Source organism: Hwangdonia sp., from assembly GCF_048381975.1.
GTDB lineage: Bacteria > Bacteroidota > Bacteroidia > Flavobacteriales > Flavobacteriaceae > Hwangdonia > Hwangdonia seohaensis.
On the sequence record NZ_JBLWYT010000003.1, the window covers coordinates 210646 to 237224 of the forward strand.

The window sequence follows — 26579 nt, forward strand, 5'->3', positions numbered from 1 at the left end:
GCTTTTCATTAGCTCAGATGTCATTTGCTATTCGCGATGCTGTATTTTAATGGGTATGCTTTTTTTGTTGGTTCGCTTTTCAAACTGAATATTTAATAGACATAAGCCATAAATAAATGCAGGTGCTGCGATACGCATGGATGAATGGTTAATGGTTAAAAACCAAAATAAGTAAAAGGAAAAGAAATATATGTTTTTTTTGTTTTTAAACCTTAAAAACAATGGTGCTAGCAATAGTATTGAAAAAGCTACCACGCCAAAAATACCGTGTTCTCCAATTATTCTACTCATTTCGTTATGCGATGCAGCTTGTATGCCTTCTTTTTCAAATCGTAACTCCTTTAATTTACCAACGCCAACGCCTAAAAATGGATTTTCGAAAAATTCGTTTAATTCGTTTGTTAGCAAACCTGTCCTTCCCGTGGTTACATCGTCTTTTGTTCTGCCAATTGCGTCTTGATTATTATAACGTTTATCTATTAAGCCTCCTGTATTAAAAGAGCTAACATACCATGTTAACAATATTGCCAATCCTAAAATCAGTAATGTAAACGTTAGCCGTAGCTTTGTTTTGGACGAAGATTTAAAATAAAACACAGCAATAAAAGCTAAAATTATGACAACGGCAACGAAAACGCCCCCTCTACTAAATGTGATGATAGCCCTGTATGCCATTAAGCCTAATATTGAAACGTTTAAAATCTTTAAAAAAAGTGTTTTGGATTGCAAAAACAATCTGCCTGCCAATAAAAAAACACCTAAACCCAATACGGTTGACACTTGATTTGGCCCAAACCCTCCTGAAGCTTCAAAATTTGACTGAGTTCCAGACAAAATGGCTTCAATACTGGGGCTATATAAAAACAAATAAGCTGTTGTAGTTATTATTGGTAAAACTGCGGCTAATAAAATATTCTGTAGTGCTACAATTGTTACATTTCGTTTATAACTGTATAAGGCCACTATTCCTAAACAAATTGGTCCGCTTAAGTTAAAAGCAATAGCTGTTCTTACATTGGTTTCAAAGCCCAAGGTGTTGGCTGCCACAACAATGCCGGGTATTAAAGCCAAAATATACATAAAGTATATATATGATTTTTTACCAATACCATCGCCCAAAGCCATACCTAACAAAACAAATAAAATAACAAAATACTTTGATGCTTCGTATATAAAATTGCCTCCAGTCATCCTTAAAAACACCTCTGAACCAACCACATACGCACACGCTCCCAAAACATATACATATCGTTTTTTTGCTGGAGCATTTATGATGCTGTATAAACTAATAGCTAGAATGGCTATAAAGTAAACTTTAGATAAGGGCTCAAAAATAAATATGCCCACAGCTAAAGCCACATGAAACACGATTAACGTTATGTAACTATACTGTTTCACGCTTTGTTATAAATTGAAATTAATTGCTCTAAGTTTTTTTTAGCACTAAAATTATTAGTTACATTTTTATACAGCATTTCGCCAGCTTGTGTGCGCTCGTCTTCATTATTGATATATTTTAATAAGCCTTTTGAAAATGCATCTACATCATTAGAATTTACCAATATACCTTCTGAATTGTTAGTTATCACTTTATTACAATCGCCAACATTAGTAGCTACAACAGCTAGTTTAGCTAATCCGTATTCTAACAAAGACAATGGTAACCCTTCTGATGACGAGGATAATACCCCAATATCACATTGTGATAAAATATAATTTATATCTTGCCTTAAGCCATATAAAAAAACGTGATCCTCTAGTTTGTTTTCAATAATATATGCTATTATTTGGTTTGAATAGGCATCGTTAAAATCTTCGCCTATTAAGTGTAAACTCCAATCAGTTTTATAGTCTGAAATATTTTTAAATGCATTTAAAAGCAGTATATGGTTTTTGGGATGCCTTAAATTTGCCAAACAAACAATACGTTTCCCGATATTTCCTTTTAAAACTGTGCGTTGTTTTTCTTCTGTTAAAACAGAAAAATTAGATAGGTAGTATATGTTTTTTGTAAATAGGTTTTTTTCTGCCCAAAGCTTTAAATTGGTGTTGACCACAATTACTTTATTAAAAAAAATCGAGCAGAACTTTAACACCAAATTTTTAAATAAGCCGTGGGAATTTCTATTTCCATTATGATCATGCCATATGACCTGAATACGACTATTAAATATTTTTAAAATAGCTGCTTGCACATAGGATGTAGAATGCGCGTGCACAAAATCAATGTCGTGCATTTTAATAAATGCATTCAGTTTTTTTATGGCTTTAAAATCGATGGTGTTTTTTTTATTTAAGAACACATATCCAACATCTTTGTCTATGGTTGTTTTTAATGCACCTTCTAAACGTGTTGCGCACAAAAAAGATTTATCAATTAAATCAGCCAGTAAATTAGCATAATTTACCGCAGTGCGTTCTGCACCTCCAGTTTGTAAAGAATCTATTAATTGTAATACTTTCATTGTGGCTTTAACAATTTAACAATTTCTTTTTCAAAGGCTTCTAAAGTATAATTTTGAGACCAATTACTAGCGTTTTTCGAAATAGATTTTAAGAGCGATTCATTTTTTAAATGATTCGTAAGGTGATGGATGGCCGTATCCAAATTTTCATCAATCAAAATACCGCGATTTCCATAATCAAGCATAAACGGTAGACACGAAATTTTGGTAGCAATTGGAATAGTTCCGAAAAACATAGCTTCGGCAATGGCTTTGGGCCAACCTTCGGACTTTGATGCCAGTATTAAAAAATGTGCTCTTTTCAGCGTGTGTTTAATTATCGACGCGCTATGGTTGCCTTTAAATAAAACAACATCTTTTAAACCATTTTTAATTACATAATCGTTGAGCGTTTCTTTTAAAAGTCCTTCCCCATAAAGTTCCAAAAAAACATTTTTGTTTTCTTTTTTTAATTGTTCCACCAATTTAATAGCAAAAAGGGGTCGTTTTCCTTTTACCAAAGTCCCTATAAAAACAAAGTGCAACCTGTTATTATAATCGCGTTCTTCAACCTTAACTCTATCTTTTTCAGAAAATGAGGCCGTAAAAAACGGCTTAATATTTTTGGCTTGGTTTTTCCAATGGCCATAAACCAACACTTGCATATTTTTAGTAAAAAACGTGTTGCTTAAAATCCATTGTTGAAATTTGTAACTTAATGGTTGTTTGCTTTTTGGATCCCAATTGCCAGCGTATTTTGCGGTTTTTATTTTTTTTGGAAAACATATTTGAACCAAACTCCCCAAAAGCCCAATATTTCCGGGGCAACGTAAATGAATATGGTCGGCTCTTTTGCAGGCCTGAAAAATAGAAATGAAAATTATTGGAATTTTAATAAAGGATTCTAACCCCTTTTTAATCGAAGTAAATGCTATTGAGGGTACGGTGTTAAGGCGAATATTATCATGTCTGTACGCCATTTCGATAGTTGAAATAGGAGTCTTTATTTTTGGAGCTACAATTTCAATTTCATCTACATATTTTAACCATAAATTCATTTCGCGAACATAAGGCGCATAAGCATAAAGCACATTATTTTGCTGCTTATGTTTGGTGTGCGAAATGATTAAAAACCTCATAATTGCACTTTTGGTTTATTAAAAACTAATGACCACCAACCTACTATCCTACCCAAACTTTCGGTTAAAGCCTCTTTCTTCTTATTTGTATTTACAACATTTGTAAACCTGATAATCGTTAACAAAAACGAAGTGGCATTCCATTTTATTCTAGATTTTAAAGTGGGGTTTGGATATTTTACACGCCAAACATACCACCCGTTTCTTACTACCATTTTACCATATTTGTACTTATTTGGTCTGCCTGAATCGTCGTGATAATGGTACAATTGGGCTGCAGTGTTTACGTAAAGCTTACCTATTTTTGAGAGCCGTAAACTAAAATCGGCATCTTCGTACAATCCGTAGCCTTCAAAATAGGTTGAAAAATTAAGTTGCTCAAAAATCTCTTTTTTATATGACGATACGCCCCCCATAATTTGTTCCACATGATAAATTTTTCCAGAAGGCGGCAAAAAACCAACAGATCTTCCGTGGGCAAAGGTTGGGAAAAAACCAGGAATTTTATCTGGAAGCAAACCAAACTTTCGTCTTAATTTAAAACGTGCTGGTTCGTTGCGCATCCAGCCATCAAAATAGAAATTGTTGTTATTGTTTTTATTATCGGACAACTTCCATACATTATCATTTAAAATATAACCGCCAACAGCCAAAGCATCTTGTTTTTCTTTGTAGGTAGTTATTAGATTTTCAAAGTAATTTGGTTTCACAATAATATCGTCGTCTAAAAAACAAATAATTTCTGAAGTTTCATCAACTAAATTAATTCCGAAATTACGTTGTTTGGTTAGGCCTCTGTCCTTTTCTTCAACTTTATAATAACTTAGGTTTTTAAAGGTATGGTTTTTAAATAGTTGTTTCGTTTTATCATCAATAGAGCTGTCGATAATTAATATTTCATTGGGATATAGGGTTTGTTCCTTTACTGAAAACAGCAACTTCAATAAAGGTTCGCTCCGCATATAGGTACATATAATTAATGAAAGTTTCATTTATTTATCTTGTTCTTTTAAAATATTAGCCCAAAACAAACTTTGTGCCCATTGCTTTTTAAATCGTTTATAATACATTATTGGATTTTTAACTTTTTGCGCTTTATAGTATTTAAAAAACAGCTTAGTTTTGTAACCCAAAACTTGTTGCGGAGTTGAATTATTCAATCGATACAGCATTACTGATGGGGAAGGTTTGGGTTGCACTTCGAGCTCCTTTTGCCAAGGGTGCTTGTGCGGTACACGAAAACCACCTACGGGTGCTTTTAGATGCATTATTGTTTCTTTTGGATAATATATGATATCTAATCCAAGATTCCTTAATTGCATGCCATAATCGGCATCTTCTCCAAAACCATGTTCATAAGCTACATTAAATTCGGTTTTATTTAAAACATTACGTTTTACGATACTACAACCCGAACCAAATGACGACCACTGAAATGTGGTTTTAAAAACTTCTACTTCATCTTTCCTTAAACAACTTAGAGTCATCGCATTTATATAATTCTCATGCATAAAATTAATGCTATTTAACAATAAATTTTCATTAAATCTTATGTCATCATCAGCAAAAAAAACATAGTTTGAGGTTGTTTCTTTTAAAGCCAAATTACGGGCGTTGCATGCTCCTGTTTGATGTATAAATTTATGAACAATACTAAAAGGCCACTTTTCATTTTCGATAAAATTCAATTCCGTTTTACTATTAATAGCTTCATTTTGTTCAACAATAATCACCTTTGTGGGCAATAAAGCTTGATTTGACAAGTCTTTTAACACATTATGCAAATATTCTTTTCTCCCGATGGTTGGAATAATAACATCTATTGTCGAGCTCGTTTTTATAACTTGTTTATCAAGAGGTTCTAAATCAAATTTCAACTTGAATTTTTGTTGTCTTTTAAGCAAATTCCGAACAAAAGCCCATATAGGAAACTTAGCTTCGTTTACTATAATATTAAGAAGCAATAAACTGCTCCAAACACTTTTATAATGTAGTTTTACAAACTTAAACAATTGAATGTTTGAAGCTGTTTCAGAATGAATAAAAGCGGCATTTTTATTTAAAAGTTTAGGCTCGGAATAACAAAACAAACCATTGGGCATGCCCTGTTTTGCCATGGTGTTTAAAACAAAATCGAAAGTATCGTTCAACTGTATTTTGTTTTTAAACTTTAATAGCTGCGATGCGTAAATAGCGCCAACTTGACTACTCATTGACCATGTTGGGTATTTTACGGTTTTATTTATTTTTAAAAATGGAGAATCTTCAACATAACCAATCCGGTTGGAAAAATATGGGTTTGCCCCATAAGAAAGCATCATGTTTTTAAGATGAAAAGATGCCTTTATACCTTCAATATTAATATGTTCTTTTAGAGATTCGTGGCACCAAACTAAAATACAATTTGGGTGATTTGATGCCAAATCGAATAACGATGACGTTACCTTCTTTTGTGTATAAACATGTAAATTAGGCTGAGAGTCGCCTCTCAAATCTGTAATTTTACCTTGTTTATGAAACACTATTATCATGAAGTAACCATCGATTTATAAAATTCAACACTCTGTTTTGCAACTACTTCTGCACTAAACGTAGTGATTGCTTTTTTTCTAGCGGCTTTACCAAAGTCTGTTTGCAGACTAGTGTTTTCCATGAGCTCAACAATTCGGTTTGCATAGGCTGTATGGTCTTTTGGATGCACTAAATAGCCATTAATCCCATCTGAAATCACTTCTTTTGCCCAACCCACATTGGAGGCTACAATGGGTTTTTCCATCGCCATAGCCTCAATCCATGATACCGGTAAAGCTTCTGCAAATGTAGGGAACACACAAACTGTAGCTTGCAGTATTAAATCTTGCATGTCTTTATAAGGTACAGCACCCAAATAGTTTACTTTTTTTATAGCATTTGCATTAAACAAAGGCTGCATTAATGCCCAAGTGGATTTAGAATTCGTAAAAATATCCGGACTGTCTTTCCCCACTAAAACAAGTTTTGCTTCTTTATTTTCAGCATGCACTTTATTGAAAATTTCCGGTAACTCCAACAGGCCTTTTTTTCGTATTAATGTTCCAAAATATAAAATGGTAAGTCGAGTATCTGTTTTTGGCAATGGCTTAAAAGCCGAAACATCGATAGCATTGGGAATTACAGTAAAAGGTCTTTTTAATTTGAATAACTTATTGGTAACGGTTCCAGTAAAATGACTTACCGAAATAATGGCATCGGCTTTTTTTAAGGCCCGTCTTTCGAGATATTTATTTTTAAACTTTACTGGTCGATTATCCAAATGACAAAAATAGGTGTCGCTACCATTTTCTCTAATTACCAATGGGCATTTAGGGTTTATAAATGCTGTAAAGCCTGTCCAATCTGGCGCTTCAACAATATCAATCTTATTTTCGGAATATAATTTATCAATTAAACGCTCTACTTTTTTTTGGGTAAAATAAAACGATAAACCTTTAATTTTAATATTCTTTATTTTATAATACTGCACGTTATCTTCTTCAAAATAAGCATCTTTATCTTGCCCGTAAACCAAAATAACAACTTGATGCCCTAGCGCAGTTAAACCTTTTGTTAAGTTTAGTATACTGGTGCCAATGCCACCTGCTGTACCTGTACGTCTATGTGGGTATTCGGGAGTCAAAAAGGCAATTTTCATAGATTAGTTTTTGTAGGTTGAATCAGGTCTTCGGTAATAATTTTAGTAAAGGCTCTAGCGCCTTCAATGTTAAGGTGTCCGCAATTAAAGAAAAACTCGGGATTGTTATCAAATATTGAAATGTAATCATTTAAATCAGGGACTCGGGATTTTAAAGTACGCATAAACGCTCGGTTTTCAATATTTTTACAATAGGGTGCTGTGAAACAAACCACCTTTGTATTCCGCTTTTCCATAAGTCTGAATAGTGCGGTCAACTCATCATTTTCAGCTTTAAATTTATCGGGTAATTTACCGGAAACCGCCAACCCTTGTCCTGTTTTTGGAGCAAAGCCTACATTAAGATCTGTTTTAGGTTTCTTATTAAAAAGCACCGAAAAAAACTCTCTAAAACCAACTACTTTATCGTATTTTAAATAGCGATAAAAGGGGATGTAATTATAAAACACACTTTCTCCATTTTTAACTAGTTGTTGCTTTACCACTTTATGATTTATATACGGAACTAAACTTGCCCTAAAATTATTGGATATCCCTGAACTGTTATAGCTATAATCCACTTGTAAAATGACCTCGTTAAAGGTGATTCCTTTAGATTCTGCAATGGTCATTAATATTAACATGTCGCCTATAGTCCCACCCGAAATAGCTAAGTTTATACAGGACTTCCCTGTTAATTTTTCAACAAGTTCACAATCTATATGGTTTTCGGTTCTTGACGAACCCAAAAAAGCATAATCGTAATGTTGGTTTTTTAATTGTAATATTTTATGAATTTTATTTCTCGGAGTTCCATTTTGGAAGGTATAGGAATAAACCTTATCAAAAACATACATGACAACGAAAGCAATAATAAGTATTTTAAATATGTACCCTAAAAATTCCTTCATATTAAAACTGGAAATATATAAATTCTTGGTGGTCTGAATATACTCCAAAAAGAAGTAGCATAAGCATGACACCTGTAATCTTAATCCATTTAAATCTACCGGAAAAAGGATGTTCCTTTTGCCTGTTAAACCATTCTAAAAGTATAAATATACCTATAAGAGCAAACATTTCTATACTATATCTTTCAATTGTTAAATATTCAATTTTAAAATTCAGGTTTAGCGCTAATCTTTGTAGATAGCCAATTGCAATAGACACATTGTCGGCCCTAAAAAACACCCAAGCTAATGTAACAAGTGCAAAGGTTTTAAGCATTTTAAATAGCTCTCCAAAGGATGGTATTAATGTTGTCTCTGAAACTTGGTTTAAATGTTTCCTGTTTTGCTTTCTTAATAATAGAGGAATGAAAAAAACGGCATGCAACGTCCCCCAAATAATAAAAGTCCAATTGGCTCCGTGCCAAAAACCACTTACTAAAAATATAATGAATACGTTACGTAATTGGTTAGCCTTATTTCCTCTTGAGCCACCTAAAGGAATGTATAAATAATCGCGAAACCATGTTGATAAAGATATATGCCACCTGCGCCAAAACTCTGCCACATCTCTGGAAAAATAAGGCAGATTAAAGTTTCGCATTAATTCAAAACCAAATAATCTGGCTGTACCAATGGCTATATCGCTATAACCAGAAAAATCGCCATAAATCTGGAATGCAAAATAGATAGCCCCAATGCACAGCGTTAATGTATTTAGTGTTTCGTAATCGCTAAAAATGGCATTTACATAGGTCGCACAACTATCGGCAATTACTATTTTTTTAAACAAGCCCCAAATAATCAAATGTATGCCAGATATGGCCCTTTCGGTATTAAAATTTCTTTTTACAGAAAATTGAGGCAATAAGTTTGTGGCGCGTTCAATGGGGCCAGCTACCAATTGCGGAAAGAAAGCCACAAAGGTGGCAAAGTTGATAAAATTATGTGTTGGTTGGAGTTTTTTACGATAAACATCTATAGTATAACTTAGGGTTTGAAAGGTATAAAACGAAATACCAACTGGCAGTACAATATTTAGGGTTGAGGCATGCATTTCGACACCTATGTTTTGCCAAGCATCAATCCAACTTTCAATAAAAAAATTGTAGTATTTAAAAAAACCCAATAACCCCAAATTGAATGTTAAACTAAAACCCAATAAACGTTTTCGCTTTTTAGCAACTGATTCTTTTTCAAGCGATAACCCTACAAAATAATCAACAATGGTGCTTAATGCAATAAGAATTAAAAAGCGATAATCCCACCAGCCGTAGAAAAAATAACTCGCCAACAACAACAGTATATTTTGACCTTTTGTACTTTTTTTAAGCAAAAACCAATACAAAGAAAAGGTAGCTGGCAAAAATACTAGAAAAGCTATGGAGTTGAAGAGCATTGTTAATTGTTTAAAATTTTAGGCATCATTTTTAATCACCAATTTTTCTATCTCTTCCCAAAAACGATTACAAGCATGCTCTGGTGGATGTGCATTGATAATCTCAAACCACGCCCTAGCTTTTGATATTGTTTTTGATGGGTTTTCCAAAACCGCTGCCAATTGGTCTGCCATAGTGTTTGGGTTAGACAACCAAATTACGGCTTCCGAAGAAGGCATTGACCTAAAATGGACAAAATCATAAACATACACACCTTTTTTATACGAATTTGAAGCGTTTAAATAATTATAATCTATAAAAGCACAAGGTTTATTATGTGCCGCATAATCAAACACCATAGACGATCCTAAATTTACAACGCATTCGGTATGTGCAATAATGTTGGTTTGCAATTTGTAATCTTCTTTGGTTGGTAAAATGCTGTTCCAAGCTGCTCCCATTTTTTTCCATTTTGGTTCTATGGGCACAATTACATCGTTGTATTCTTTAATTACGGCATCATATCTATCCGAAAAATCAACAGGGCATTTTCTAAATACCACACCCAGATTATGCTCTTTTTTATTGAGGCTTCTCACAGCTTTTGCAAGGTCTCGTAAATACATTTCATCTTTGGGTGAAGTGGTTATATCATCACCACTAAAACAAATATATTTTTTATTCAAATCTAAATTATGGGATTTGAAGAAGTCTGTTTTTGATTCCTGTAAAGCTATATCAAAATGATTTTCAAATTGAGGTGTGCCCGTTACTCTAATTTGATTTGACGCTATGTAACGCTGATAATGGAGCAACTCGTTTTTCATATATGTACTCCAAACAAAATAAAAATCAGTTGTTACTACCGTTGTCGCTTTAGGGATATTATCCCATGAGTAAATAAACGATGCCGTTGGTATATTTAAATCTTGTGCTGCCGTTAAAGGCGCAAAGGCGGTTAATGCACGTTGGCTGGTTGACAAAATGAAGTCTGGCTTTTCGGTTTCCAAAGTGGTTTTGCAATCTTTATAATAGCTTGTCTTTCTTTCTGAAGAAGCTATTTTTTGACGTATTTTTAGAATGCCTTTTTCAGAACTATATCGTGTAATATAACTTTGAACAATTAAACTTTTAACCGAAGCTTTAATGCTTTTATAAGATAACGGAAACTTGTATTTATGATAGATATCATCCTTATCGCGTTTTGAAAACAGATTCAGTTCAATTCTTATTAATGCCGTTTTTAATACATCTGAAAACGCACCTGGTTTAGCATTATTTATTTTAACTTCTTTTAAGTTAAGTTGCTCCAAATTAAAAGGTGTGGCATTCCAAAAAACAACATCGTAACCTTGCGCAATTCCTAATTTATAAAAGGAGGTATAAGCAAAATTGCGAAGGCTAACACCATCGGAAACTAAAACAAAAACCTTATTTTTCATGTATTTTTGCTCGAATTTAAGAGCAGACTCGTATTAATCCACTGCCAGATATGAAAACTGCTGTCCTGATTTTTATTAAAATAATATTGTAATTCTTTTTCCATTAATGCTTCATTAAACCAGTCCACATTTTTTAATGTGTCTATTTTTAACTGCACCCAATCTTTTAAATTATTGGCCAACCATTCACGTTGTGGTGTTTGCAAGGGGCGTTTGGGTGCATACGTTACATCATCCGATAAATATTCAGAGGTTAAAGATCTTAATAAATACTTTTGTATGCCATCTTTGATTTTATAATTTAACGGTTGGGCAAAAGCAAATTCAACTAGCCTATAATCTAAAAAAGGTTCTCTTAATTCTGTACTATTGGCCATGGAAATGCGATCGTTAAAACGCAATGCCCTCGGAATTTTGGTGTAAAACAAATCCCTGAATTGTAAGTTTAAAAGATTGCTATCAAAAGGTTTGGGATACTCTGGTTTTTTAGCAAGTTTTAAAAATTCATCATTTAAAATTTCAGGTTTAAACGGTGATTTATTAACACCTTGAATCACGCTATTGTTGTTATTCAAATAATAGTCGTAACCCGCCCATTGCTCGTCCATACCTTGTCCATCCAACAAAACGATAACGCCATCTTTTCTGGCTTTTTTGAAAATTTCAGCGTAAGCCATTGTGGGCACTCCGCCAAAGGGCTCGTCTTGATAAGTTGACATGGTATCACTAAGTTCTTTGACTTGATTAGCATTAAAACGTACTTTTTCCAACGGATTCTTTGTATGTTTTAAAAGACTTTCAACCCAAGGTAATTCATCATAATCCGAATTGTTTGTATAAAAAGTGTAAGCGTTTATGTTTTGTCCTTTTTCGTTTTTATTCACCAAGGCTAAAAGAGCGGAACTGTCCAATCCGCCACTCACATTAAACCCTATGGGCACATCAGAGCGAAATCGTAGTTTAATACTATCTTCCAATAAGTTTTTATAGATAGCTTTAACGTCTTCAAAAGGTAATTTTTCTTTATATTTTTTTATTTCGTTTTCAAAGACATACCATCTTTTGGTGGAAATATTTCCTTTTTTAAAGCACAAAAAACAACCACCAGGTAATTGGTTTACATTTTCCCAAAATGTTTCGTTTGGCATGCCGTAACTGCCATAAACAAAGTAGTTTGCCCAAACCGAATCGTTTGTTTTCTTTTGAATTCCTCCAGTAAAAAGTGTTTTTATTTCGGAGGCAAAATAGAAAGAACCGCCTTTATGTGCATAATAAAAAGGCTTAACCCCAAACCTATCACGAGCGGCAAAAAGAGCCTGTTTATTAGTGTCCCAAATGGTAAACGAGAACATGCCGTTTAATCGATGCAAACAGTTTTCTCCCCATTTAATATAGGCGGCTAACAGTACTTCGGTATCTGAAACCGTTTTGAAATCGTAACAGTTTTGCAGTTCGTTTTTTAATTCGAGATAATTATATATTTCGCCATTAAAGCATAAAATATATCTTTTGCAATTTGAAATAAAGGGTTGATTCGCATTGGGAGAGGTATCGATTATCGAAAGCCTATTATGCCCCAATGCCACATCATTTTTTAAGAAAGTTCCCGTAAAATCAGGACCACGGTGCCTTTGTGCCAAAAGCATTTTTTGCAAACTCCCTTCGGAAGCTTTTTGCCCAATAATTCCCGCTATTCCACACATTATAGGTTAAGGTTTTTTGACAATTCTACTGCTTTTTCCCAATCTTTGGCTGTATCAATATTTATATGGCGTTTGGGGTTGGATTCTATATAGCTAATCGTTTTTCCGTAAATCGTGTTTTGGTTTAAAATGGTATCTGATTTTATTAAATAAATGGCACCATCTCGATGATAGACATCGGGTAAATCTTGACGTCTTTTTATGATTTGTTTTTCTCCCGTAGCCAATTTTAAATGCCCCGATTCAGACACTTTAAACGTCCAATGCGGATTGTATTCATGTGGTACTTTTAAAACTGAAAGCAGCGTGTCTGCCCCAGAAGTTTTAAATTTTTTTATAGCCTCATCAATAAACTCTGAAGTCCTAAACGGATTGGTTACCTGAAGCAGGCAAACAGCATCAAAACCATCACCGTTTTCTTTAAGGTTTTTTATGGCGTGTTGCACCACTTCTAACGTACCGGAATTATCATTTGATAAATTTGAAGGACGCACAAAAGGCACCTCCACCCCCAACGATTTAGCTAATTTGATAAGCGTTTCATCTTCAGAAGAAAACACAACCCGGTTGAGTAACTTAGAGCCTAAAGCAGCCTCAATTGTATATTGCAACAAGGGTTTTCCGTTTAACACCTTTCGGTTTTTGTTCGGAATACCTTTACTGCCACCCCGTGCTGGTATGAGCCCTAATATTTTCATTTTAATACATGATGGTTTTATGAAAGTGCAGGTCTGTATTCGCTAAAACCTCAGCTATTTTCTTACCGCTATCTCCATTTCCGTAAACATTGCTTTTAGTCTTCTTTGGATTGGCTAATTGTGATTTTATCGCGTTTTTAATTGCATCTTCATTATAATCTATATCGATAACATTTTCGCCTCGCAATCGTCGGTTTTGTCGGGTGCCGATATTAACCACAGGTACGCCTAAAAACGAACATTCCCGAATGCCCACACTGCTATTTCCAACGAGGCATTTACTGTTGACGAGCAGTTTTAAAAAATCTACAGATTCCATATTTTTAAAAAAATGGATGTTTTTGGGTTTATTGATTTCACGATAAGACCGGATGCCATTTGATGTCCCATCTGCTCCGGCATCTACATTAGGCCAAAACCAGAACGTAGGTATATTTAAATCGTCAATAACCCTTAATGTCTTCAAAACATTTTCCCTAGCGGCTTTATACTCGTTGGTAACCGGGTGTTGCATAACCACTAAATAATCGCCCTTTGAAGAAATATTGCCACCGACGCCACCGTATTTTTCAATAGGGTTGAAATCCAATTGTGGAGCCTTTAAAACTTGGGCAGCAATATCTAAGGACGGGCAACCCGTATTGAAAACATAAGCAGAATCTTCGCCCATTTTCTCTACGCGTTTTTTTGCATCTTCTGAAGCCACTAAATGAATATCGGCTAATTTTGTATTGGCATGCCGTACTTTCTCATCGATATTACCCGTTACCTCTCCACCTTGCAAATGCACTAATGGTATATTTTGATAAGCCGCGGCAATGGAGGTGGCAATGGTTTCAAAACGATCGGCAATGGTTAAGACCGCATCGGGTTGCAGGTTGTAAAACACATTGGCGAGCTCCATAACACCTAAACCCGTGGTTTTTGCCATGGCAGTTTTATTTTCGCCCTCTAAAACCATAAAGACTTTTTCGTTTACAACAAACCCGTCTTTTTCAATAAAATCTAAGGTATTGCCATATCTATCCAATAATGCTGAGCCTGCAACTACTAATTGCAACTCCAACTTAGGGTGGTCTTTAATTGCCTGTAATGCTGTTTTTACTCGGCTATAAGATGGTCGTGCTGTAATTACTGCACATATTTTACGATTTGTCATTATACTATATCTTCATTATTTAAAAAATCCCACTGACTCAAATTTTTATTAATCTTTTTTCCTAAAACCAACTTATATTTTGAGGCATCGATGCCATAGCCTTTTGGTTTTTTGGCTTCTAAATCGTTAAAAGTAATACTGTGCCCTTTTTTTAAATCTTTATTTACGGCTAGCGATTTTTCGAAAATCTGTTTTAAATCCGCAAAAGCGCTATTATCTTTTTTATCAACAGGATGTTTTAATGCTTCGTGAATTTGCTTGACGCTTCTAACCAATTCGATGGTTTCGTTAATGGTTAACGAAGAGGTAACATCTGGCCCAAATTCATCTCTATTAAAAACCACGTGAAACTCTAAAATCTCTGCTCCTAAAGCCACAGCAGCTATTCCAGTTGCTGTTTTTGCAGAATGATCAGAAAACCCAACGGGTACACCGTAAAGTCCTTTTAGTTCGTTAATTACATTTAATCCGTAGTTTTTAGGGTTAGTTGGATAGCTTGTTGAGCATTGCAAAATAGAAAAATTGGCATCGTGTTTTTTTAAAAAACCAACCGTTTTATTTAACTCTTCAATCGAGCTCATGCCACTTGAAATGATAATTGGTTTTCCTGTATCAACCACCTTTTTTAATAGTAAAAAATTAGTAATTTCTCCACTCCCAATTTTGTACTGCTCTACTTCGGCTCGCTCCAACACATCTACGGCGGCATTGCTAAACGGACTGCTAATAAAGGTTAAACCTTCTTTTTTACAGTGCTTTCCTATTTCAATCCATTGTTCTTCAGAAAACTCCATGGCTTTCCAATAGTCGAATCTCGTGGCGTATTCATTGGTAAACTTTACCCTAAAAGGTTCATAAATACTGCTTTCGGCATCGGCGATATGGGTCTGAAACTTTATGGCATCAACCCTTGTTTTTGCTACTTCATCAATGTATTTATGTAGCTTTTCTATGCTCCCGTTATGAGCTTGACCAATTTCTGCTATTGTAAAAACTCCCATCAATCAAATATAATATTTAAAGTGGTTTTGCAACACAAATCCTTGTTTAAAAGCCATTGGAAATTAAGGTTTTTTAAGCGTTAATTCTATTTTGTTCTCAGATTCAAATACTCTATATATATAATCGTAATCTCTGTAAAACGCTATAATATGGGTTAACAGCATATCATTAACCTCTTTTAAAGTGTAGTAACTCGGAGTTTTTTTACCTAATAATCTTTTTACTTTATATTTTATAGAGTTCTGAAAATCGTCTAATCCAACTTCAAAGCGCATCACCGTTTTATCAACTTCTGGAAGTTTACAAAACAACAAGAAATCAATAGCTTCTTTTCTGTTTAAGATTTTTTTCGATTCACCAGAAAAACCCATCAAGGATCGATAATTCTCTTTGGAAAGCGGTTCGCCCCATTTACACAGATTTACACTGGTTTTGTTATTAAAACCTGCATACATTAAATGTTGGTGATTTAACCTTACAACTCCACCAAGCTGCAAATCTGATGTGATATTTTGGGATTCTTTGCTTCTATAACTTTTATGCCATTGGTGCAATAGCAAAATTTCTTTTTCATAGTAAACAATCTTGCATCCATCGTTTTTTAAACGCACATGTACATCGGTATCTTCGGCACCCCAAAAATGATAAAACTCATCGAACCCTTTTACTTCATGTAATGCTTTTACAGGAAACATGGTTAAGCCGGTTGCTTCGTGGGTGCTTTCAAAATTTATGGAATAAGCATTGAATTGTTTTGAATATTTAGTTTCGTTTTCAGATAGAAAACCCACTTTAAAATAAGTAGCTGTATTTTCTTTTTGAAGTGTGATAGCACGAGCAACAAATTCAGGATGAAAAATCATATCGATATCTGCTACAAAACAAAACCCTGCTTTTAGCTGCTTAATAACGGTATTTAAAGCCCTGGATTTATTCCATGGCTGAAAGTTGGTTGGATGATATTGATACTTTGCAAAGCTGTAATTCTGTATTAATACCTCAACTTGTTTAGCGGTTTCGATATCGGATCCATAATCGACAAAATGGACTGAAAAATTTTTATTGGTTTGATTAGCCAAAGCATCTAACGATTTCTTTACGCGTTCAATACCTCGATTTCGATATGGAAAAATAATTTCTAACATTATTTTGTCAATTCATTTTCAACTTGATTATAGGCTTGCAATACTTGTTTTTGAATCACCTTAAAATCTAAATTATGTTTTAGTTTTTGATTATGATTAAATGCATTTTCAATCATTTTTTTACTGTTGATGGCTTGCAAAATTAATTCTTGAATTAGATCTGTGTTTTCGGCATCGCCAATTAACAATCCGTTTTCCTGATGCTTTATAATTTCGGCAGTGGCGCCCCCAGGATTTGATTGTATTGGGAATGCGCCCATTATAATGGCTTCGAGCAAGGTATTTGGCATCCCATCAGAAACACTGTTTCCTATATAAATGATGGATTTCCCCATTAATTCCAGAACCTTTTTGTGTGGCATATAATCTAAAATCTGAATTTTATCACTTATCGTATGTTTGGTTAAATACTGTTTCAACTCTAAATCAGCACCAAAAACAACTACTTTATAATCAGTTAAATTTTTAATTATTTTTGAAACCGCATTAAGCACTACCGAACATTTTCCAAAACGTTGCTCGTAACCCTTTATTAAAATAATATTTCTATGATTAAGTGCTTTTATATATGGATTATAATCTGATAAATTATAACCGCCGCCTCCGGGAAAACTACCCAAAGTTTCGCCTTCAAAACCTAAAACCTTGGCTAAATTAAGATCACGATTACAATCTGCAAACATATAATTTATCCTTGGCAAGGTTTTAACAATGTCGTTTTTATATTTAGGAACGGTTTGATAAAAATACAAATCGTTACCCCAAGCCGAGTATATCCATTTAATATATTTATGTTTCTGCATATTTTTTAAAATAGGTACGCAACAACTGTACATTACAAAACTATGCACCACATCGGGTTTAAATTTATCTAAAACAATTTCAAATTCTTTTTCTGCATTATTTTCAAAAAGCTTGTGAATTTTTGGAAAATGCTTTTTCAAAAAAACCCGCCCTTTAAAATTTCCAAACTTATAGCGCCAATTGGTATGCTGCTCTACCCAATCCCATGCTTTTATATAACCTCCGTTTAATATATCGAAATAAAATACCTCGTGCCCACTATCTCTTAATTGAGACACCCACCTTATGGTATGAATTGAGCGCATTGAAACTATAAGAACCTTCATTAAACAACTAAATTTTCAGAGGTTTCATCTATAACTTTTTTAAGGTGATTTGCCGATAAATACTGTATCAAATCTTTTCGATTAAGTTTTAGCATTTCTTTATCATCTTGCCAAATCTTATAAGTCTCTACCATAGCATTTGCAAGCTTATCAACATCATCAAAATCAAATTGATACTGATAAGTTTCGCCTAAAATTCGTTTACACTCACTATAATATGGCCCAATTAAAAATATGGGGGTATTGGCTGCTACACAATGTGGAAACTTTCCTGGTAAAAATGGACTGATTTCTGATTTTGCTTCCAAAATTATATTTATTGATGCCAATTGTTGCATTGCATAAACGTTTTTAAAAGGCACATAATCTTTACTTAAATATATTTGTGGGATTCGTGATTGCTGTTTTAATAAATAACCGGTAAAAACGGATGTTTTTCCTATGAACAATAAAGAAGAATCATTTTTTGCTTTTGGAACTTTGTTTAAAAATTCTTTATAAGCTTCTATTATGGGCTTCGGGTCTCTTAAATCCAGTAAACTACCTGCATGCAGTAAATTAAATTTATCTGTATCGAAATAGTTAGGTAAATCTCGTTTTGAGAAAGGAATGCTTCTGAGTTGATGTGGGATAATCAAACTTTTACCTTTTACATCCACAAAATAGCTTTGCATCCACTCCTTGAGCAATAAGCTTGGAAACACTACACGCTTAGCTTTTTGAGTAATAGCCCTGAAAAAATAGCGTTTTTTTCTGTAACCGTGGGGCACAAAATTATACGGGCGCGGATATAGTTGTTGAGGGTAAGGATCGTGCACATATGCATACCATTTTTTATGCCATTGGGGCAATGCTAATACCGCTTTATGAGACCTGTAACTATCGCCTTTACTTAATGTCCAAATCATTTGAAAATCATATGGTTTAAACTTTTTAACGGCTTTAGATAAACTTTTAGCATCGTTAAAAAAACCAAAAGGAAAACCAAATAATTTATCGACAGTAGGGCTAATATTAATTTTAAACCATCTAAAAAGTAAGCGTTGAATTCTACTTAAAACAAATAGCAAACTTGCTTTATTTTCTTTTACCAGAATGCATTCAACACCTTCAATTTCTAAGTCTTTTTGAGAATAGTGCAATGCGGTTACGCTAAATCCAGCTTTTACAAAACTTTTCAGCAAACCCACACGCCCTTTGGTGCCGCTACTATCGTTTTCATTCAGGGATTCACATAAAACCAGCACTTTCATTTTATATTTTATATTTTATATTCAAATATTGATTACTATTAAATTTTAAACGTGTTCTTCAAGTTTAAAAAAAGTTTCTCCCTTTTTAAAAATAAAGTACACAGGTGTCCCAAATAGAATGGCCCTGTATAAGGGTTTCCAATATATCGAAATTATCCCATACCTTAATAATGGAAACGACATTAAAAACACATTACTTAAGTATCCGTGAAAGGCAGATTTTTTTAATGCATTTAGCATCACTCGAAACAAATGGAATTCTAAATGATTATTTAGTTTCTTATCACTTTTTAAAGATTTATATATCGTTAACCTTGAGCTAAATCTGGACAAAAATTTTTGAGGGCTTTCACTTTTTCCTATTCTTTCTTCGTGCCGTCTAACAAAGATGGTATTGATATCGATTATTTTAAATGAAACATTATTCAGCAGCATTGAGGTGTGAAAAAACCATTCTTGCGAACTTTGCAGTTTTTCGCAAAAAGGCTTACTTTCTAAAGAGTTTATTTTCCAAGTAACCGTTGGTGTTGCCCAACTTATTCTCCCACAAATCATGTCGTTCCAAGGTTGGCTTTTTGGCACTACATTTGACCAAAATCCACTGGTTTCTTCTGGTTTGCTTTCAAATGTTTTTGCTTTGGACACCACGCAATCAACCTCGTTGTTTTTATGTTGTTCTAAATGAATTTCAAAATGATTTGAAGCAAATAAATCGTCGCTATCCAACCAGTTTATAATGTCTCCTTTACTTTTTTCAAATCCAAAATTACGACAAGCATTGGCGCCTTTTAGTCTGTTTTCTGGCCTTTTATAAAAAGAAAAACGGGCGTCCTTGGCAATAAAACTATTAACAACTTGGTTGGTATTGTCTGTTGACCCGTCATCGACCACAATACATTCCCAATTTGGATAGGTTTGATTTAATATACTTTGTAAGGTATCGCCGATTAGGTTCCCCCGGTTAAATGTTGGTATAATCACTGATATTTTCATGCAATAATTTATTTATAAATAATCGGGAAAAGTTTTTTTCTAAGCCTTATTACCGGAAAGTATTTGATACTCAAAATGGAAAACAAATATTTTGGTTTGTTAAAAAATAAAGCGAACCAATACGTTATATACTGTAATAGTCCGTTTTCTTCTTTAAATTTATGTATCCATAACAAGTTGAGCAAGCTGTCCATTTTTTTTACGGAAATGTGTTCTTTGTTTGCCCAAGCAAAAAGCGATTCGAACATTTTTATTGTAAAGGTGCTATAAACCTTTTTATTATTGAAAACATTGGCGTCGTGTACACCGCGCATTGCCACCGGTCTGTTTATTATTCCTGATTTTAATTGATGTTTCAATGCGAGTTTGTAGATCATTTCGGTGTCCTCGGCAACTTGTAACGATTCAGTAAAATAGCCTACGGTATTAAAAACCGATTTTTTAACCGTTAATCCATCAATTGAAAAATAACCTTTTTTATAAGATGTTAAAGCCTCAAATAAATCATCAGGATTTATTGGTTCTGAAACTGTGGTTAGTTTGAGTTTGTTCTGTTCGAAATTTGATGGTTCCCTGTAAAAAAAAGCACCTATGGCATTGTAAACACCATCAATATTATCACTGTTTTCAAAAATTTCTTTATCGTTTTTGAATCGGTTATCTAGATAAAAATCGTCGGCATCCAAAAAAGCGATGTAATGTCTTGTGGCGTTTTTTATACCTAAATTTCTACTGGCCGAACGCCCTTTGTTTAATTGATTTTCATGATGAAAAATATTGATTAATGGGTATTGCTGCTGCATTTGTTCAGCAACATCTAATGTATTATCAGTACTGCCATCGTTAACCACGACAATTTCTGAAACTTCAGGTTGGCTTATTGCCGAATTGATAGCTTTTTTAATGAAACGCTCGCCGTTAAAGACCGGAATTATAACAGATACTGAAAAACTCATTGGTTATTTATAAAATCTGAAAATTCATTTTTAATAGCCTACAAATACTATTATTTTAAAATGGGCAGCTTTTTAACAGCTCATTTTTTCTCAACTCTAATATTTTTTCATCTTGCAACAAAACTTCTTTGTTGGTTTCTAAAAGTTGCTCTGTTTTTTTTATTAATAGATCTTTTGGTGCTATAAAAAACTCTTTTGTAAAGTTAATATCCATCGATTCATAATAATCGTAAAACTTAATATCATCGCCAAAAAGTTTATTTGAAAATTTAACCCAAAGTGCCGGTATCCTATATGCCTGTGCTATTATAACCCCATGTAAAGACGAGGATATGATGTGTTCGCATTCTAAAATTTCTTGAGTTGTTTTCTCTATGGAATCGGTCATTAAATCTATAACCTTAGTGGTTTTATTATCCTTAAAAACCGCAGCAATCTCATTATAGTCAACATAATGCGGTATGATTCCTATTTTATATTCTTTCTGAACCGTAGGGTTATAAAAATTGGGTAACAAAATAGCTGGATCGCCATAAGTTTCGGGACAATCATAGCCTAATTCTAAAATACGTTTTCTTGTTCGTGGCCCTCTTACTGCTAAAAAATTGGCTTTACGAATGTTTTCATCTGCTTTAATAATGCCGCTTCCCCAAACCAGTGATTTTTCGGTTGCCGAGGAAATTATGCTCCCAATACTTAAGTAATTTTTAAAAAAATATTTTTGAAAACCTTTACTGGGATGTTTTATTGGGATAATTTTTTTATTAGATAGTTTCTTAGCTAAATACAAGGACAATAAGTCGCCGTAATTTTCAAGATTATCTTGTCTTTTTCCTTTCCATCTATATAATCTAATAGCCATAACACTTTAATTGTTCTATTCAAAACTCCATTCTGCTCTTGAAAAGGTAAGGAACTTTCCCTTTGGAATTTTTCCCGTTTTATAAATATCGTTTGCTATAACCGAAAACGAAGTACATTGTTGAATAACCTCAATGTCGTAATTATTCTCTAAAAGTGCAAGCGTAACAAAATAGCTATTGGGCATTAAATTAACATCTTTTAGTTTTACCGAAATAGAAAAATCCGTATCCTTTGAAAAATAATGCTGAGTCATTTCGTGCGACCTTAAAGCGGTAACCTTAACGCCATTTGCCGATGTAATTACCACACTAGCTTTTATTCGGTTTAAAACGGCTTTGTTACGCACATTAATTTTAAACACAATAGGTTCTCCCATTAAAAATACACTTGTTTTTGATTTATCTGTTCTTAGAATTTCCAAGCTCTTAATTTGAGTTGATTTATTATTTTCCGGAAACTCAATCAAACCGGTATTTGAGTTTTTATTATAGCTCTCTTTTAAATAATATTCAACGGTGTCTTCAATGGTGCCTTCAAAAGAAATCTGTCCGTTTTCCAAAAGGATGCCTCTTGTACATAAACTTTTAACGGCAGCCATATCATGACTTACAAAAAGAATAGTACGGCCTTCGCCCTTACTAATATCTTGCATTTTTCCAATGGCTTTTTTTTGGAATTCGGCATCGCCAACTGCCAAAACCTCATCAATTACTAGAATATCGGGCTCTAAATGTGCCGCTACGGCAAATGCTAATCTCACACGCATTCCCGAAGAATATCGTTTTACGGGTGTGTCGATATATTTTTGGCATCCAGAAAAATCTATTATTTCATCTATTTTAGATTTTATCTCCTTTTTGGTCATTCCCAAAATAGCACCATTTAAAAAAATGTTTTCGCGACCTGTCATTTCGGGATGAAAACCAGTACCCACCTCTAATAAAGAAGCTATTCTACCTTTTGTTTTTATTTCCCCCTGGGTTGGCCCTGTAACTTTTGAAAGTATTTTTAATAGTGTTGATTTACCCGCTCCATTCTTTCCTATAATGCCTAAAACCTCACCTTTAGCAACTTCAAAATCTATATTGCGAAGTGCCCAAACATAATCGGAGTCGCTTTTTACCTTTCTGTCATTTACATCACCTACTTTTAAATAAGGGTCACCCTTCCCTCTAATTTTGCTCCACCAACGATTGAGATCATGACTAATGGTACCTGTACCAATCAAACCCAAACGGTATTGCTTGGAAATATTATCTACTTTTAATATGATTTGGTTATCGGTCATACGGTATCGATAAAGTTTTTTTCCGTTTTGTTAAAAACAATTAATCCCAATAAAAATATTATAATACCAAACACAAGCGCAAAACCTATTTTATACATAGAAAAGTCGCCAACACCTAAAGTCATATATCTAAATAACTCTATAATAATCGTCATGGGATTGTATTCAATCAACATACCTACAAAATTAGATATACTGCCTTCTGCCACCTTTTCTTTAATTAAAGACAAGGGATACATTACTGCTGAACCATACATAAGGAGTTGAACACCAAAGGCAACAAGAAAGGATAAATCTCGATATTTAGTGGTCATCGATGAAATTATCATTCCTAATCCTAAACCTAAAATCCCCATTAAAAGTATTAAAATGGGCAGTAAAATTAATTCTATCTGTGGCAAACTAAGGCTTGCTTTGTCAGTAAAAAAAACAAAATACATATAAAAGCAAACGAATACTAAAAGCTGAATACCCAACTTTATTAGATTTGAAACTACCGTAGACATGGGCATAATTACCCTTGGGAAATATACTTTTCCGAATATGTTTTGGTTTTTCTTAAAAGTATCGCTTGTGCCCTTAATACATTCGCTAAAATAATTCCAAGAAGTGATTCCTGCTAAATTAAAAAGAAATGCAGGAATACCCTTGCCTACTTCAATATCAGCAATATTATTAAAAACCAAAGTGAAAATAATAGAGGTAAATAATGGTTGGATAAAATACCACAAAGGCCCTAAAATGGTTTGTTTGTAAAGCGTAATCACATCTCTTTTTACAAACAAAAACAGCAAATCCCTGTATTGCCAAATCTCCTTAAAATTCAAATGAATCAAACTTTGTTTTGGAGAGATGGTATATAACCAATTATCGTTTTTTGACGTATTCAATGTGTGTTTTGGGTTGTTTATTAACCTATTTTAAGCCAATTTTTTACTTTATCTATAAACGTTTTCTTTTTAGTGTTTTCATGATAGGCATTGCCGTAAACACCATATCCATAACTATAACCGTAACCATAACCGTAACCATAACCATGGCTTTTGTTATGCTTATAGAAATTCAACACATAACTTACATTTTTCAATTCTCCTGTTTTATGCTTGGCATTTACAAGCTCTAACATGCCTTTTTTTGTGTAATTCAATCTAATTACAAATAAGGATGCATCCGCAAATTGCGAAAGTTCCAAAGCATCGGTAACCAAACCTAATGGCGGCGAATCGAGGACAATCATATCATAGGTTTTCCTTAATTCTTCAATCAGCTCGGTCATGGCATCGCTCATCAATAATTCCGAAGGATTTGGCGGAATGGGGCCCGAAGTAATCACATCTAAGTTCTCAATATGGCTTTTAAACGTTACTTCTTCCAAGCTTTTATCCCCAATAAAATAGTTAACGATTCCGGTATTATTATCGATATTAAAATCACCAAAAATCTTGGGTTTGCGCAAATCCAACCCCAAAAGAATCGTCTTTTTACCCGATAAGGCATAGGCACTAGCTATGTTAATAGAGCAAAATGTTTTGCCTTCCCCACTCACTGAAGATGTTAACATAATGGTACGCCCGCCCTTTTTATCTGTTTTTTTATAGAAAAACTGCAAGCTGGAACGAATGGCTCTAAATGATTCGGCTACCGCCGATTTTGGTTTTTCATGAACTACTAAGCTGTTATCGTGCTCGAATTTGCCCACCAAACCAAGTATAGGGATTTTTGACAGACGCTTTACTTCATCGGCACCGTGAATGGTGTTGTCCAACAGAAACAGAATAAAAACCAGTGCAAAAGGCCCAAAGAAACCAACTAATAAGGCCATCATATAATTCAAATTCTTATTAGGCCCTATCAATCCGCCTCCAACATCTTTGGCGGCTTCAATTATTGAAATATCTGAAATATTTGCGGCTTTAACAATAGCGGCCTCGCTACGTTTGGCCATATATACATTATATGCCTCTTGACTTATATTTAAATTACGTTGGATTTTTAAATACTGTTGTTGGTCTTCGGGCAAATCGTTTAACCTGTTTTGTAAATTAGCCTTTGTTTGCCTAACGCGATTAAGCTGAATATTTATTGTTTTTTTTGTTGAAGCAATGGTTTCCAACAACACATTCTTCTCGGCATCAATGCTTCCGTCCAATTCCTGTAAAGATGAAGACCCTTCTTGCACCAATTGCTCAAGCTCCTGCCTTTGTATGGCCAATGCCGTTATTTTACTTACGCTACCCGCAATGTTCATCTCTTCAATCCCTACCGATGTTGGAGCGGCAATTTTGGTGTAATCTGTTTTAGTTCGTAAATAATCTGCCAGAATACTTAAATACTGTAATTTAGATTGGTTTTCTTCTTCACGCGATTCTAATTCACTTATTTTTTCCGAAATCTGTAAAAGCTCCTCATCCACATTAAACATTTTGGTTTGCTTTCTAAAAGCATTCATCGTGTCGGTAATGGCTTTTAATTCTGTGTTAACAATACTTAAACTGCTATCAATAAACTTAATGGTGTTTGTGGCGTATTGGTTTTTCCGTTCTAAATCCGTGGTACTTAAAATGGCTGTCGTGGCATTCAAATAATCAACAATTTTTTGCTTGTTATTTCCTGATAATGCCAATGTTAATATAGATGACGATGTTTTATTGTAAGGTGCTACAGTTAACCTTCCTTTGTAGCCGTTTACAACACCATCAAAACTTAAAAACTGTATAAAATATTCTGAATTTGGAGCAATGGCTACATCGTCTTTTAAGTTTAAAGTAAACTTTGCAAACGCCAAATCAACGGGCTCGCCAACGTCAAAGATTTTAGAAAACTTACCTTTTGGTAAGGCAACACTTTGCACCGATTTATCGCTGTATTTTTGAGTTGTAGCTTTTTCGTTTTCAAAATTTATAAAAAGCTCATATTGTGTTTGGCTAAGAAATTTTATGCCTATGGGTTTCCCGAGTAATTGCCCCTTGTTTTTATCTATATCAATGTAAAACGGCGCTTTTTTGTAAATATCCTCTTTTCGGTATTTACCTTCTTTAAGATACTGAATGTAAAACTGTAACGAATCAACAACAAGCTCGTTGTGGTTTCTGGTTTTTAATGCTATAATGGTTTTGCCTACTTTACCGGAAACGCCGCCCCAATTAAACGAAATACTGGTGTTCGCGGTAAAAAACGGATTTTGGTCGTTCTCTAACGATATTAAAGAACTCAGCCTGTAAATATTCTGTTTTCTATCATTAACAGAATACGCTACAAACAAGCCTATGGCGATAGAAATTACAAATAATTTCCAGAATTTTAACAGCTTAAACAGGAAGCCCCTTAAATCAAAATTAAGGCTCTTTTGCTCGGAGTATTCTATATCTTCTATATCGTCGTAAGCCAT

Annotated in this window: 22 protein-coding genes; all 22 read right to left on the minus strand. The window is 33.9% G+C overall.

What is annotated here, in order from left to right:
• Positions 1-27: 27 nt before the first annotated feature.
• The 22 genes from ACN5J7_RS07110 to ACN5J7_RS07215 all read right to left on the minus strand — a co-directional run bounded on the left by ACN5J7_RS07110 (position 28) and on the right by ACN5J7_RS07215 (position 26579).
• Positions 28-1398 (minus strand): O-antigen ligase family protein, encoded by a 1371-nt coding sequence (locus tag ACN5J7_RS07110; RefSeq protein ID WP_418603358.1) that lies wholly within the window; start codon positions 1396-1398, stop codon positions 28-30.
• Entirely contained in the window at positions 1395-2465 is a 1071-nt protein-coding gene (locus ACN5J7_RS07115) for a glycosyltransferase family 4 protein (protein WP_311940226.1), read from the minus strand. Before ACN5J7_RS07115 ends, ACN5J7_RS07110 begins: the two co-directional genes overlap by 4 nt.
• Entirely contained in the window at positions 2462-3583 is a 1122-nt protein-coding gene (locus ACN5J7_RS07120; protein ID WP_311940224.1) for a glycosyltransferase, read from the minus strand. Before ACN5J7_RS07120 ends, ACN5J7_RS07115 begins: the two co-directional genes overlap by 4 nt.
• Entirely contained in the window at positions 3580-4575 is a 996-nt protein-coding gene (locus ACN5J7_RS07125) for a glycosyltransferase family 2 protein (RefSeq protein WP_418603359.1), read from the minus strand. Before ACN5J7_RS07125 ends, ACN5J7_RS07120 begins: the two co-directional genes overlap by 4 nt.
• Entirely contained in the window at positions 4576-6114 is a 1539-nt protein-coding gene (locus tag ACN5J7_RS07130; protein WP_418603360.1) for a glycosyltransferase family 2 protein, read from the minus strand.
• Positions 6111-7253 carry a glycosyltransferase family 4 protein gene (locus ACN5J7_RS07135; protein ID WP_418603361.1) on the minus strand — a complete coding sequence of 381 codons (1143 nt, stop codon included), beginning with the start codon at positions 7251-7253 and terminating at the stop codon, positions 6111-6113. Before ACN5J7_RS07135 ends, ACN5J7_RS07130 begins: the two co-directional genes overlap by 4 nt.
• Positions 7250-8143: a hypothetical protein gene (locus tag ACN5J7_RS07140; protein WP_418603362.1), complete on the minus strand. Its 894-nt coding sequence runs from the start codon at positions 8141-8143 to the stop codon at positions 7250-7252. Before ACN5J7_RS07140 ends, ACN5J7_RS07135 begins: the two co-directional genes overlap by 4 nt.
• 1 nt (position 8144) lies before the next feature.
• Positions 8145-9578: an MBOAT family O-acyltransferase gene (locus ACN5J7_RS07145; RefSeq protein ID WP_418603363.1), complete on the minus strand. Its 1434-nt coding sequence runs from the start codon at positions 9576-9578 to the stop codon at positions 8145-8147.
• A gap of 18 nt (positions 9579-9596) precedes the next feature.
• Positions 9597-11000, minus strand: a complete 1404-nt coding sequence (locus tag ACN5J7_RS07150; RefSeq protein WP_418603364.1) for a UDP-glycosyltransferase — start codon at positions 10998-11000, stop codon at positions 9597-9599.
• Positions 10997-12703 (minus strand): asparagine synthase (glutamine-hydrolyzing), encoded by a 1707-nt coding sequence (gene asnB / locus ACN5J7_RS07155; protein WP_418603365.1) that lies wholly within the window; start codon positions 12701-12703, stop codon positions 10997-10999. Before asnB ends, ACN5J7_RS07150 begins: the two co-directional genes overlap by 4 nt.
• Positions 12703-13401: a cytidylyltransferase domain-containing protein gene (locus tag ACN5J7_RS07160; RefSeq protein ID WP_418603366.1), complete on the minus strand. Its 699-nt coding sequence runs from the start codon at positions 13399-13401 to the stop codon at positions 12703-12705. The genes asnB and ACN5J7_RS07160 overlap by 1 nt, the downstream gene beginning before the upstream one ends.
• Before the next feature lies 1 nt (position 13402).
• Positions 13403-14560 (minus strand): UDP-N-acetylglucosamine 2-epimerase, encoded by a 1158-nt coding sequence (gene neuC / locus ACN5J7_RS07165; RefSeq protein WP_418603367.1) that lies wholly within the window; start codon positions 14558-14560, stop codon positions 13403-13405.
• Positions 14560-15561: an N-acetylneuraminate synthase family protein gene (locus ACN5J7_RS07170; RefSeq protein ID WP_418603368.1), complete on the minus strand. Its 1002-nt coding sequence runs from the start codon at positions 15559-15561 to the stop codon at positions 14560-14562. Before ACN5J7_RS07170 ends, neuC begins: the two co-directional genes overlap by 1 nt.
• A gap of 63 nt (positions 15562-15624) precedes the next feature.
• On the minus strand, positions 15625-16707 hold the full coding sequence (locus ACN5J7_RS07175) for a glycosyltransferase family 2 protein (protein WP_418603369.1): 1083 nt from the start codon (positions 16705-16707) through the stop codon (positions 15625-15627).
• The gene (locus tag ACN5J7_RS07180) at positions 16707-17837 is read right to left on the minus strand and encodes a glycosyltransferase (RefSeq protein WP_418603370.1); all 1131 of its coding nucleotides are present in this window, start codon (positions 17835-17837) and stop codon (positions 16707-16709) included. The genes ACN5J7_RS07175 and ACN5J7_RS07180 overlap by 1 nt, the downstream gene beginning before the upstream one ends.
• On the minus strand, positions 17837-19090 hold the full coding sequence (locus ACN5J7_RS07185) for a UDP-glycosyltransferase (protein ID WP_418603371.1): 1254 nt from the start codon (positions 19088-19090) through the stop codon (positions 17837-17839). The genes ACN5J7_RS07180 and ACN5J7_RS07185 overlap by 1 nt, the downstream gene beginning before the upstream one ends.
• Before the next feature lie 45 nt (positions 19091-19135).
• Complete coding sequence (locus ACN5J7_RS07190; RefSeq protein ID WP_418603372.1) at positions 19136-20083, minus strand: glycosyltransferase family 2 protein; 948 nt, start codon at positions 20081-20083, stop codon at positions 19136-19138.
• Positions 20084-20091: 8 nt separating this feature from the next.
• Positions 20092-21039, minus strand: a complete 948-nt coding sequence (locus ACN5J7_RS07195; protein ID WP_418603373.1) for a glycosyltransferase family 2 protein — start codon at positions 21037-21039, stop codon at positions 20092-20094.
• A gap of 55 nt (positions 21040-21094) precedes the next feature.
• On the minus strand, positions 21095-21901 hold the full coding sequence (locus ACN5J7_RS07200) for a polysaccharide pyruvyl transferase family protein (protein ID WP_418603374.1): 807 nt from the start codon (positions 21899-21901) through the stop codon (positions 21095-21097).
• 15 nt (positions 21902-21916) lie between these two features.
• A complete protein-coding gene (locus ACN5J7_RS07205; RefSeq protein WP_418603375.1) occupies positions 21917-23191 on the minus strand; it encodes an ABC transporter ATP-binding protein in 1275 nt (424 codons plus the stop codon).
• Entirely contained in the window at positions 23188-24081 is an 894-nt protein-coding gene (locus tag ACN5J7_RS07210) for an ABC transporter permease (RefSeq protein ID WP_418603376.1), read from the minus strand. Before ACN5J7_RS07210 ends, ACN5J7_RS07205 begins: the two co-directional genes overlap by 4 nt.
• Positions 24082-24101: 20 nt before the next feature.
• Entirely contained in the window at positions 24102-26579 is a 2478-nt protein-coding gene (locus tag ACN5J7_RS07215) for a GumC family protein (RefSeq protein ID WP_418603377.1), read from the minus strand.